Annotated in this window: 12 protein-coding genes; 5 read left to right on the top strand and 7 right to left on the bottom strand. The window is 68.6% G+C overall.

Annotation, left to right across the window (positions count from 1 at the left end):
- Positions 1–200: 200 nt before the first annotated feature.
- Entirely contained in the window at positions 201–521 is a 321-nt protein-coding gene (locus HWX62_RS23730) for a DUF3579 domain-containing protein (protein ID WP_006482210.1), read from the bottom strand.
- Between the two features lie 412 nt (positions 522–933).
- On the opposite strand from HWX62_RS23730, the gene argF reads away from it, so the two are divergent.
- Positions 934–1,863 (top strand): ornithine carbamoyltransferase, encoded by a 930-nt coding sequence (gene argF / locus HWX62_RS23725; RefSeq protein ID WP_175927662.1) that lies wholly within the window; start codon positions 934–936, stop codon positions 1,861–1,863.
- 87 nt (positions 1,864–1,950) lie between these two features.
- On the opposite strand, the gene murB is transcribed toward argF, so the two are convergent.
- Positions 1,951–3,000 (bottom strand): UDP-N-acetylmuramate dehydrogenase, encoded by a 1,050-nt coding sequence (gene murB, locus HWX62_RS23720; RefSeq protein ID WP_175927663.1) that lies wholly within the window; start codon positions 2,998–3,000, stop codon positions 1,951–1,953.
- Between the two features lie 136 nt (positions 3,001–3,136).
- Here murB and HWX62_RS23715 point away from each other — a divergent pair, with 136 nt between their 5' ends.
- Positions 3,137–3,622, top strand: coding sequence for a YajQ family cyclic di-GMP-binding protein (locus HWX62_RS23715; protein WP_059802043.1), 486 nt, complete (start codon positions 3,137–3,139; stop codon positions 3,620–3,622).
- Between the two features lie 76 nt (positions 3,623–3,698).
- On the opposite strand, the gene plsY is transcribed toward HWX62_RS23715, so the two are convergent.
- Both plsY and ybaK read right to left on the bottom strand, forming a co-directional pair.
- Positions 3,699–4,340 (bottom strand): glycerol-3-phosphate 1-O-acyltransferase PlsY, encoded by a 642-nt coding sequence (gene plsY / locus HWX62_RS23710; RefSeq protein WP_175927664.1) that lies wholly within the window; start codon positions 4,338–4,340, stop codon positions 3,699–3,701.
- A gap of 116 nt (positions 4,341–4,456) precedes the next feature.
- Entirely contained in the window at positions 4,457–4,948 is a 492-nt protein-coding gene (gene ybaK / locus HWX62_RS23705) for a Cys-tRNA(Pro) deacylase (protein ID WP_175927665.1), read from the bottom strand.
- Positions 4,949–5,183: 235 nt separating this feature from the next.
- Here ybaK and HWX62_RS23700 point away from each other — a divergent pair, with 235 nt between their 5' ends.
- Positions 5,184–6,746: an AMP-binding protein gene (locus tag HWX62_RS23700; protein ID WP_175927666.1), complete on the top strand. Its 1,563-nt coding sequence runs from the start codon at positions 5,184–5,186 to the stop codon at positions 6,744–6,746.
- 66 nt (positions 6,747–6,812) lie between these two features.
- Here HWX62_RS23700 and xerD read toward each other — a convergent pair whose 3' ends face one another.
- The 3 genes from xerD to queG form a co-directional block, all read right to left on the bottom strand.
- Positions 6,813–7,763, bottom strand: a complete 951-nt coding sequence (gene xerD, locus HWX62_RS23695) for a site-specific tyrosine recombinase XerD (RefSeq protein WP_175927667.1) — start codon at positions 7,761–7,763, stop codon at positions 6,813–6,815.
- Entirely contained in the window at positions 7,760–8,230 is a 471-nt protein-coding gene (locus HWX62_RS23690) for a methylated-DNA--[protein]-cysteine S-methyltransferase (protein ID WP_175927668.1), read from the bottom strand. The genes xerD and HWX62_RS23690 overlap by 4 nt, the downstream gene beginning before the upstream one ends.
- A gap of 63 nt (positions 8,231–8,293) precedes the next feature.
- Positions 8,294–9,529, bottom strand: a complete 1,236-nt coding sequence (queG, locus tag HWX62_RS23685) for a tRNA epoxyqueuosine(34) reductase QueG (protein WP_175927669.1) — start codon at positions 9,527–9,529, stop codon at positions 8,294–8,296.
- A gap of 17 nt (positions 9,530–9,546) precedes the next feature.
- Here queG and tsaE point away from each other — a divergent pair, with 17 nt between their 5' ends.
- Together tsaE and HWX62_RS23675 are read left to right on the top strand one after the other, a co-directional pair.
- On the top strand, positions 9,547–10,101 hold the full coding sequence (tsaE, locus tag HWX62_RS23680) for a tRNA (adenosine(37)-N6)-threonylcarbamoyltransferase complex ATPase subunit type 1 TsaE (protein WP_175927670.1): 555 nt from the start codon (positions 9,547–9,549) through the stop codon (positions 10,099–10,101).
- Positions 10,083–11,609 (top strand): N-acetylmuramoyl-L-alanine amidase, encoded by a 1,527-nt coding sequence (locus tag HWX62_RS23675; protein WP_175927671.1) that lies wholly within the window; start codon positions 10,083–10,085, stop codon positions 11,607–11,609. Before tsaE ends, HWX62_RS23675 begins: the two co-directional genes overlap by 19 nt.
- Positions 11,610–11,636: the final 27 nt, after the last annotated feature.

Below are 11,636 nucleotides of genomic sequence, written 5' to 3'. Positions count from 1 at the left end.
GCTCAAAGAAGAACGGCCCGCTCGAAAATTCGAGCGGGCCGTGAAGGCAGTGCCAAAACGCTATGCCGTCCGCGTCCTTAAAAAGAACCTTAACTGAACGGCATTACCGCCTAGGCGGGCTTTTTTGTCGCCTGCGCATCACGCATCGCGGCGACATTTGTGCGGGCCGGCGCAGCGCGCGCCCTCGCCCGCCGCTTCACCTATTTCTTCGCGTTGTAGTCCGGCAGCTCGCACGCCTCGGTCACGACGAGGTTGTTGTCCTTCGCGAAATTCAGCACGAAATCGAAAGCCATCGGCTCGATGTCGCGCAACCGCGAATCGAGAATCACGCATTTCAGGTCGCCGAGCATCGTCGGGCGCACGTACAGCGAATACTTGAGACGCGCATTCGGCCCGCTCGCCCCCGGCCCGAAGCAGGCCATCACACCGGCCAGACGTTCCGACCAGTCGCTCGGGCGAAACTTTTTCCCGTCTTTCGTGATGCCCTGGATGAAAAATTCGGTCGGAGGGGTTTCAGCCATGTGGTTACCCAAGTGACGGCCCGGCGATGTCCAGGCAACGGCGCCTGGATACGCGAACACAAAGCTGGAGGAGCGGCGGCACATGCCCGTCGATATCCCGAAAACGGGGCGTCGATGCGCGCCGCCGGTGGACTGCACCGGATGTGTGCAGCGCACGGCTTGTGTCCGGCAGAGCGCGAAAAGCCTTGCCTGCCGGGCTGGAGAAAACTTTCGAATTATACCGCAGCGCGGCATCGCGCGTCGTCCCGACACCCGCCTTCCCGCCCCGCCGGTCGCGCGCGGCGATCCGGCCCCGCGTCGCTTCACGGCTCGTCAAAGCACGGAAAATCCTTTATGCTGCTTTGAGTTATCCACACCCGACGGCGGCGCCGTCCGGCTTCGCTGCCGGGTGAGACCCGCCGTATTTCGTTTCATGACCGCCAAAACCATTCGTCACTACCTGCAGTTCAAGGATTTCTCGCTGGAAGACTACGAGTACGTGCTCGAACGCACGGGTATCCTGAAGCGCAAGTTCAAGAACTACGAAACCTATCACCCGCTGCACGACCGCACGCTCGCGATGATCTTCGAGAAGAGCTCGACGCGCACGCGCCTGTCGTTCGAGGCCGGGATCTTCCAGCTCGGCGGCCATGCCGTGTTCATGAGCACGCGCGACACGCAGCTCGGCCGCGGCGAACCCGTCGAGGATTCCGCGCAGGTCATCTCGCGGATGGTCGACATCATCATGATCCGTACGTTCGAGCAGGACGTGATCACGCGCTTCGCGCAGAATTCCCGCGTGCCGGTGATCAACGGCCTGACGAACGAATACCACCCGTGCCAGGTGCTCGCCGACATCTTCACGTACTACGAGCACCGCGGCCCGATCGCCGGCAAGACCGTCGCGTGGGTCGGCGATGCGAACAACATGCTCTACACGTGGATCGAAGCCGCGCAGATTCTCGGCTTCAAGCTGCGCCTGTCGACGCCGCCCGGATATACGCTCGACATGAAGCTCGTGTCGCCGGACAGCGCGCCGTTCTACGAGGTGTTCGACGATCCGAACGAAGCGTGCAAGGGCGCCGATCTCGTGACGACCGACGTGTGGACGAGCATGGGATTCGAGGCCGAGAACGAGGCCCGCAAGCAGGCATTCGCCGACTGGTGCGTCGACGAGGAAATGATGGGCCACGCGAATCCGGATGCCCTCTTCATGCACTGCCTGCCCGCGCACCGCGGCGAGGAAGTGACGGCCGGCGTGATCGACGGCCCGCAGAGCGTCGTGTGGGACGAAGCGGAAAACCGCCTGCACGTGCAGAAGGCGCTGATGGAGTTCCTGCTGCTCGGCCGCCTCAAGCACTGACGCGCGGCAACGCACACGCGTAAAAAAAGCGCCGGTCGACGATCGGCGCTTTTCGTTTGGACGCGTCAAACCGGCGCGCGCGCCGCATTACAGGCAGACCGGCTCCGCTTCCAGCTCGACGCCGAACCGCGCGTGCACGTCCGCCTGGATCGCCCGCGCCAGCGCGAGCACGTCGGCACCGGTGGCGCCGCCGCGATTGACGAGCACGAGCGCCTGGCGATCGTGCACGGCCGCCGCCCCGAGTGCGCGCCCCTTCCAGCCGCAGCGGTCGATCAGCCAGCCGGCCGCGAGCTTCACCTGCCCGTCCGGCTGCGGATACGACACGACGTCGGGTACGCGGGCGCGCAGCGCATCGAATTGCGCGGCGTCGATCACCGGATTCTTGAAGAAACTGCCCGCATTGCCGAGTACCAGCGGATCGGGCAGCTTCGCGCGGCGGATCGCGACGACCGCGTCGAACACGTCGCGCGGCGTCACCGCATCGGGCGCGATGCCGCGCGCGTCGAGCTCGCGCGTGACGTCCGCGTAGCCGAGCCGCGGCGCCCACTGCTTCGGCAGCCGGAACGTCACCGCGACGATCGCGAACCGGCCGCGCCCTTCCCGCTTGAAGAAGCTGTCGCGATAGCCGAACGCGCAGCGTGCGGCGTCGAAGCGCTCGCGGCGCCCCGTCGCCAGCTCGACCGCGACCAGCGAATCGAAATATACCTTCATCTCGAGGCCGTACGCGCCGATGTTCTGGATCGGCGCGGCGCCGACGGTGCCCGGGATCAGCGCGAGATTCTCGAGGCCCGGCATGCCGTGCTCGAGCGTCCACGCGACGAACGCGTGCCAGTTCTCGCCACCGCCGGCCTCGACGTACCACGCGTCGTCGTCCTCGCACACGATGCGCCGGCCCGCGATCTCGTCGAGCAGCACGACGCCGTCGAAATCGCGCGTCAGCACGATATTGCTGCCGCCGCCGAGCACGAGCTGCGGCAGGCTCGCGACCCGCGGGTCGCGATGCAGCGCCTCGAACTGCTCGGCCTGCGTGATGCGCGCGGCAAAGCGCGCGCGCGCGGCGATGCCGAACGTGTTGTGCGCGGCGAGCGGATGGTCGGGAAGCAGCGACAGGGCGGAATCGTCAGGGGGCATCGGCATTCGCGGTCACGTCGGCCCGGGCGGCGCATGGCCGGCCTTGGGCAAACGGAGGGGCATCGGTAAAATGGCAAACAGTCCGCAATTATAGCGAGTGCCCGCGCGCGAGCCGGGTACCCGCATCTCAAGGGAGAATGCCATGCCATCGTTCGACGTCGTTTCCGAAGCGAACATGATCGAAGTGAAGAACGCCATCGAGCAGTCGAACAAGGAAATTTCGACGCGCTTCGACTTCAAGGGCTCCGACGCACGCGTCGAGCAGAAGGAGCGCGAGCTGACGCTGTTCGCCGACGACGACTTCAAGCTCGGCCAGGTCAAGGACGTGCTGATCGGCAAGCTGGCCAAGCGCAACGTCGACGTGCGCTTCCTCGACTACGGCAAGGTCGAGAAGATCGGCGGCGACAAGGTCAAGCAGGTCGTCACCGTGAAGAAAGGCGTGACGGGCGACCTCGCGAAGAAGATCGTGCGCCTCGTGAAGGACAGCAAGATCAAGGTGCAGGCAAGCATCCAGGGCGACGCGGTGCGCGTGGCCGGCACGAAGCGCGACGACCTGCAAAGCGTGATCGCGATGCTGCGCAAGGACGTGACCGACACGCCGCTCGACTTCAACAACTTCCGCGACTGACCGGCAGCCGTCCGTCGCGTCATCCGGCCGGGCCCCGACTGCGCGGCGCGCCCGGCGCGGCAAGCGCCGCGCTTTCTCAGGCTTTCCCGCCGTCCTGCGCGCCGCCGTCCGCGGCCGCCTTCTTCTTGTCGCCGATCCGGCTCTCCTGCCCCGCGAGCAGCTTCGAAATGTTGCCGCGGTGACGCCATACGAGCAGCACGCTCATCGCGAGCACGGCCCAGGCGATCGGGTTATGGGCCGGCGTGCCGAACAGGAACACGTCGAACACAGGCGCGAACACGGCCGCCACCAGCGCCGCCAACGACGAATAGCGGAAGAAGAACGCGACGATCAGCCAGGTGAGCGCGGTCGCGAGCCCGAGCACCGGGTGCACGGCGAGCAGCACGCCGGCCGCGGTCGCGACGCCCTTGCCGCCCTGGAAGCGGAAGAACACCGGGTACAGGTGGCCGAGGAACACGGCGATCGCGACCCACGCGACCGCGACGTCGGGCAGGCCGAAGCGCCGGGCGAGCCAGACGGCGATCCAGCCCTTGAACGCGTCGCCGACGAGCGTCAGGATCGCGGCCTTCTTGTTGCCGCTGCGCAGCACGTTGGTCGCGCCGGGATTCTTCGATCCGTACGAACGCGGGTCGGCCAGGCCCATCACGGAACTGACGACGACGGCGAACGACACCGAACCGATCAGGTAGGCAACGAGGGCGGCGAGCAGGATCTGCATGCGGAGGACTCTTCTTTCAACGTATCGGGAAAGGGACGGCCGTGCGCGGCAAGCCGGCGGGCCGAAACGGCGCCCATTCTACCGAACGGGCGCGGCGTGCCACGAAGGTGAAACCCTCAGTCGACGCTCGCGCATTGCACGGGCCGCGCGCCGAGCAGCGACGTGAGCACCGCCGGCGCGAGGCTGACGAGATAGCCGCGCCGGCCGCCGTTCAGGTAGATCGTCGGCAATTCGAGGATCGTCGCCTCGACGTAGACGGGCATCGTCTTGCGCGTGCCGAACGGCGACGTGCCGCCGACGAGATAGCCCGAATGGCGGTTCGCGACGTCGGGCTTGCACGGCTCGACACGCTTCGCGCCGATCTGCCGCGCGAGATTCTTCGTCGATACGGTGCGGTCGCCGTGCATCAGCACGATCAGCGGCTTCGCGTGTTCGTCTTCCATCACGAGCGTCTTCACGACGCTGTGCTCGTCGACGCCGAGCTGGCGCGCCGATTCGCCGGTGCCGCCGTGCTCGACGTATTCGTACGGATGCTCGCCGAATGCGACGCCATGACGGCGCAGCAACTGGGTCGCGGGGGTTTCGGACACGTGTCTGGATTTGCTCATGGCGGCATTTTAATGGCGAACGATCGGCGGGCGCGCGATGGCGTGCCCGCGCCGACGGTATACTCGCGGCCCGTTTTCCGCCGGCCCGCCGCATCGCCGTCACGATTGCGCCCATCATCATTGCAGACATCGTGAAGCGCTATTGACCGATTGGCCGATTGTGGCGCGCGCGTCGTCATGGCACGATCGTTCGCAAATAGCGCCGGCCGCTGCCGGCCCCTCATCTGGAGACGCCATGTCCTCGCCCCTCCGTTCCGCCGAATCGCTCGATGTCGATGCGCTGCTCGCCGCGCTGCCGCGTCGCATCGCCGACGTGCCCGCGCACCGGGCCGCGCAGTCGCCCGCGCATCCGGCACTGATCGAAGATGCGCGCCGCCTGTCGTACGGCGATCTGGCGCAGGCCGTCGATGCGGCGGCCGCGCGGCTGGCGAGCCTCGGCGTGCAAGGCGGCGACCGCGTGATGATCGTCGCGGAAAACTGCGTCGCGCAGATCGTGCTGCTGTTCGCGGCCGCCCGCATCGACGCGTGGGCGCTCGTGTCGAACGCCCGGCTGTCGGCCGCCGAGCTCGATGCGATCGCCGCGCACGCGCGTCCGAAGCTGATCGCGTTCACGACGGACGTATCACCCGACGCGCGCACCCATGCCGAGCGGCTCGGCGCCACGCCCGCCGGCGCGCTGCCGGTCGACATCGGCGCGTGGTCGTACCGGGTCGAGGCGAGCGCGCCGGCCGAACCGGTGGCCGCCGACGGCGCCGCCCAATGCGCGGCGCTGATCTACACCACCGGCACGACCGGTACGCCGAAAGGCGTGATGCTGTCGCATCGCAACCTGCTGTTCATCGCGGCGACGTCGAGCACGCTGCGCCGCGTGTCGCCGGACGACGTCGTCTACACGGTGCTACCCGTGTCGCACGTGTACGGGCTCGCGTCGGTGTGCCTGGGCAGCCTGTACGCAGGCGCGACGCTGCGGCTCGCGCCGCGCTTCTCGCCGGAAGCCGTCCGTGTCGCGCTCGCCGACGAAGGCGTCACGATCTTCCAGGGCGTGCCCGCGATGCACGCGAAGCTCCTCGAACATCTGCACACGCACGGCTACGCATGGCGCGCACCGCGGCTGCGCTTCGCGTATTCGGGCGGCTCGCCGCTCGATGCGAACCTGAAGGCCCGCGTCGAGCGCCTGTACGGCGTGCCGCTGCACAACGGCTACGGGATGACCGAAAGCAGCCCGACGATCACGCAGACACCGCTCGACGCGCCGCGCACGGACGGTTCGGTCGGCGTGCCGATCCCGGGCGTCGACGTACGGATCGTCGCGCCGGACGGCACCGACGTGCGGCCGGGCGAAGTCGGCGAGATCCGCGTGCGCGGGCCGAACGTGATGCTCGGCTACTACCGCAACCCGGACGCCACGCGCGCGGCCGTGTCGCCGGACGGCTGGCTGAGCACCGGCGATCTCGCGCGGCAGGAAGCGGACGGTGCGGTGACGATCGCGGGCCGCAGCAAGGAGCTGATCATCCGCTCGGGCTTCAACGTGTATCCGGTCGAGGTCGAGCAGGTGCTGAACGCGCACCCGGACGTCGTGCAGGCGGCCGTGATCGGGCGCGCCATCGAAGGCAACGAGGAAGTGCTCGCGTTCGTCGAGCTGGTGCCGGGCGCGGCGGCGGACGAGGCGGCATTGCACGCGTGGTGCGCGGACCGGCTCACGGCTTACAAACGCCCTGCGCACATCCGCGTGCTCGATGCGCTGCCGGCGGCGTCGACCGGCAAGGTGCTCAAGCACCGGCTGCGCGAACTGGTCTGACGCGGCCGCCGCGTGCGGCGGAGCCGGCATCGCGGCCCGCGTCGCGCCGCATGCACGCGGCGCGCGTCAGCCGCGCGGGTGGTGCTGCGCGTGCAGCGTCCTGAGCCGCTCGCGCGCGACGTGCGTATAGATCTGCGTGGTCGAGATGTCGCTGTGGCCAAGCAGCAACTGCACGACGCGCAGGTCGGCGCCGTGGTTCAGCAGGTGCGTCGCGAACGCATGCCGCAGCGTGTGCGGCGACAGGTGCGCGCGCACGTCGGCCTGCTGCGCGTGACGCTTGATGATGTTCCAGAACTGCTGGCGCGTCATGCCGTCGCCGCGCGCGGTCACGAACAGCGCGTCGGCCGCGCGTGCGCCGAGCAGCGCCGGCCGCGCGTCGCGCAGGTAGCGTTCGATCCAGCCGTGCGCGACCTCGCCGAACGGCACGAGCCGCTCCTTCGAGCCCTTGCCCATCACGCGCACGACGCCTTCGTTGAGGCCGACCTCGACCGTCTTCAGCGTCACGAGCTCGCTCACGCGCAGCCCGCTCGCGTACATCAGCTCGAGCATCGTGCGATCGCGCAGGCCGAGCGGCGTGCCGATGTCGGGCGCGCCGAGCAGCGCCTCGACCTGCGCCTCGGACAGCGTCGACGGGAACCGGGCGCCCTGTTTCGCGGACGTGATGCGCAGCGTCGGGTCGGCGCTCGCGCGATGTTCGCGCACGGCCCAGCCGTAATAGCGACGGAACACGGACAGCCGCCGGTTCGACGACGTCGCCTTGCCGTCGCTGCGCGCGGCGATGTAGCCCGTCACCATCGCCTCGTCGGCCGAGTCGAGCGGCGCATCGTGCGTCGCCGCCAGCCATTGGGAAAACAGCATCAGGTCGCGCCGGTACGCGTCGAGCGTGTTGCGCGCGAGGCCGTGCTCGAGCCACAGCGCATCGCAGAACACGTCGATCGACGCGCGGCTCGCGAGCAGCGCGGGCGAGGCCGCGACGGCGTCGCCGTCGGCTTCGGGGTTCATCAAGGGTTCACTCATCGGTACGGCACGCCCTCGTGCGCCAGCAGCCAGCGCTTCACTTGCTGGTAGTAGCCGTTGTCGTCGTGGTTCGCGAATCCGCCGAGGCCGCCCGCGGCGACGACGCGATGGCACGGAATCACGAGCGGGAAATAGTTCGCGCCGCACGCCTGGCCGACCGCGCGCGGCGCGCTGCCGATCCGCTTCGCGACCTGGCCGTAGGTCAGCACCGTACCGGGCGGGATGTCGCTGATCACGTCCCACACGCGGTGCTGGAAGGCGCTGCCGACGTCGGCGAGCGGCAGGTCGAAGCGTGCGGACGCGCGCTCGAAATAACGTTCGATCTGCTCGACCGCGCGCTTCGCGAGCGCCGAATCCGGCTCGACCGACTTCATCGATTCGGGCAGATAGACGATCTCGCGCACCACCGCGGCATCCGTGCGGATGCCGACCTTGCCGAACGGCGCGTCGATGACTGCGTTGAACATTGCCTTCTCCTGACCGGGATGCGCGCGGCCCTGCCCGCGCGCCGACGACACTTTACGCTGCCTTCACGCGGCTCGCAGCGCCCATTCGACATGCTCGCGCACGACCGGCGACGGATCGTCGGCCCGCGCGCGCAGCGCGGCGACGATCGCGTCGCGCGCCGGCGGCGCGAGCCGGTCCGCGCCCGCGCGCAGCGCATTGCCGAGCCCGACCGCGAGATTGCGCAGCCAGCTTTCGTAGCCGATGCGCCGGATCGCGCTGCCCTGCATCCGCGTATCGAACGTGTCCGCGTCCCACGCGAACAGCTCGACGAGCGTCGCGCGGTCGAGGCCGTGCCGCACGTCGAAATCGGCGACGGGCGCGGCCTGCGCGAACTTGTTCCACGGGCACGCGAGCTGGCAGTCGTCGCAGCCGTACACGCGATTGCCGATCATCGGCCGCAGCGGCTCGGGGATGCTGCCTTTCAGTTCGATCGTCAGGTACGAGATGCAGCGGCGCGCGTCGACGCGGTACGGCTCGACGATCGCGCCGGTCGGACACGCGTCGATGCAGCGCGCGCAGCTGCCGCAATGCGCGCCGGGCGTCTCGGGCGCCGTGTCGGGCGACGTGTGCGCGTCGGTCGGCAGCGGCAGGTCGACGTAGATCTCGCCGAGGAAGAACAGCGAGCCGGCGTCGCGCTGCAGCAGTAGCGTGTGCTTGCCGCGCCAGCCGACCCCGGCCTTCTGCGCGAGTTCGACCTCGAGCACGGGGGCCGAATCGGTGAACACGCGGTAGCCGAACCCGCCGATCTCGCGCTCGATGCGCTCCGCAAGCGTCTGCAGCCGGTTGCGCAGCACCTTGTGATAGTCGCGGCCGCGCGCATAGATCGACACGACGGCCGCCTGCGGATCGTCGAGCCGCGCCCGTTCGCGCGCGCGCCAGTCGTGCGGCGCGAGCGCGCCCGGCGCACCGTCGGGCGCGTCGGACGCGAGCGTTTGCGCGGGCAGATAGGCAAGCCGCACGGAGATCACGCGTCGCGTACCGGCCACAAGTTCGGCCGGCCGCGCGCGTTTCATCCCATGTTTCGCCATATAATCCATTTCGCCGTGGTACCCGGCTTCCAGCCAGGCGGCGAGGCCTGCTTCGGCATCCGAGAGATCGGTATCGCTGATGCCGATCGCCCCGAAACCCAATTCGCGCCCCCACGCCCTGATGCGAGCGGCGAGCGCAGTCAACGCCGCATCGTCGAGCGCGCACGGCGCCGCGCCTTCGTCACGAGTCGAAGGCCTGTCGGATGCGGCGCGTTCCGGTAGTCGGTTCATCGCACTATTTTACGAGAATGCCAGCCACGTCCAGCCAACCGCCTCACGACGCCATGCTGCCCGCCCCGCTCGCGGAGCGCGTGATCGCGCTCGCCGACGAAGCGGCGACCGAGGCCTTCGGCACCCGCTTCGCGCACGCGCTCGACGCGGCGCGCATCGAGCTCGACCGCGCCCACGCGTTCGACGGGCTGCAGATCCAGCTGGTCGGCGATCTCGGCGCGGGCAAGACGACCCTCGTGCGCGCGATCCTGCGCGGCCTCGGCCACCAGGGGCGCGTGCGCAGCCCGACCTATACGCTCGTCGAGCCGTACGCGCTCGAACGCAGCGACGGGGAACTCGAGGTCTATCACTTCGATCTGTATCGATTCAACGATCCGGCCGAATGGTCCGACGCAGGCTTTCGCGAATACTTCAATTCCAGCGCGATCTGCCTCGTCGAATGGCCGCAACAGGCGGGCGCGCTGCTCGGCGTGCCCGATCTGGTTTTCTCGCTCGACGTGGACGGCGACGGCCGCGCCCTCACCGTCCGGGCGTACAGCGCTTCAGGAAAGGCATGTCTCGAAAGATGTTGATCAAACCGTTCCGCTCGATCGAATCGGCGGCCACCGCGACGCACAACTGGCGGCGCCGTCAGATCCTGCGCGCGGGGGCGTCGACGCTGGTGCTCGGTCTCGTCGCGCCGCGGCTCGCGCACGCGTCGTCGGTGCTCGGCGTGCGCGTGTGGCCCGCACGCGATTACACGCGCGTCACGATCGAATCCGACCAGCCGCTGCAGAATAGCCAACAGCTGCTGCAGGGTCCCGACCGTCTCGTCGTCGACCTGAGCGGCCTCGACCTCGACCAGGCGCTGCGCGACCTCGTGTCGAAGATCGCGCCGAACGATCCGCAGATCCAGTCGGTGCGCGTCGGCCAGTATCAACCGCACGTCGTGCGGATGGTGTTCGACCTGAAAGGCTCGGTGAAGCCGCAGGTGTTCACGCTGCCGCCCGTCGGCACGTACAAGTACCGGCTCGTGTTCGACCTGTATCCGGCCGTCGCGCCCGATCCGCTGTCCGACCTGATCGCGCAGACGGAACGCAAGGAGCAGGCGCTCAACGACAGCACGCGCGCGCAGCAGATGCAGCCGCCGTCCACGCTGGCCGGCCCGGGCACGCCGCCGCCTGCCGCGAGCGACAACAGCGACGCATTCTTCCAGCGTTTCGCGCAGAACACGCCGGCCGCGCCGCATACGCCGCCGGCCGCCGGCACGCCGTCGACGCCCGCGAAGCCGGCCGTCAAGCCGCCGCCCGTCATCGCGCGACGCGACGACAGCGACGACGACGGCGACACGTACAAGTTCACCGCACCGAAATCCGGCAAGGGCGGCACCGTGCGTCTGCTGACGGTCGCGATCGACCCGGGCCACGGCGGCGAGGATCCGGGCGCGATCGGCGGCGCCGGCACGTACGAGAAGCACATCGCGCTCGACATCGCGAAGAAGCTGCGCGCGAAGATCGACGCCGCACCGAACATGCGCGCGATGATGACGCGCGACGCCGATTTCTTCGTGCCGCTGAACGTGCGCGTGCAGAAGGCGCGCCGCGTCGGCGCCGACCTGTTCGTGTCGATCCACGCGGACGCGTTCACGACGCCGTCCGCACGCGGCTCGTCGGTGTTCGCGCTGTCCGATCACGGCGCGACGAGCGCCGCCGCGCGCTGGATGGCGAACAAGGAGAACTCGTCGGACCTGATCGGCGGCATCAACATCAAGACGGCGGACGCGGCGGTGAACCGTGCGCTGTTCGACATGTCGACGACCGCGCAGATCCGCGACTCGCTGCGCTACGGCAACTACGTGCTGAAGGAAGTGGGCGGCATCAACAAGCTGCACAAGGGCTCGGTCGAGCAGGCCGGGTTCGCGGTGCTGAAGGCGCCCGACATTCCGTCGATCCTCGTCGAGACCGCGTTCATCAGCAACCCGGACGAAGAGCGCCGGCTCAACGACGACAGCTATCGCGACGAGATGGCCGACGCGATCTTCCGCGGCATCAAGCGTTATTTCGCCGCGAATCCGCCGCTCGCTAAGAGCCGGATGGCCTGAGCGCCATCGCTTCCCCGCCGCCGGCAC

Source organism: Burkholderia sp. BCC0506, assembly GCF_902833145.1.
Taxonomy (GTDB): domain Bacteria; phylum Pseudomonadota; class Gammaproteobacteria; order Burkholderiales; family Burkholderiaceae; genus Burkholderia.
This window is presented reverse-complemented; position numbering and strand designations above follow the sequence as displayed.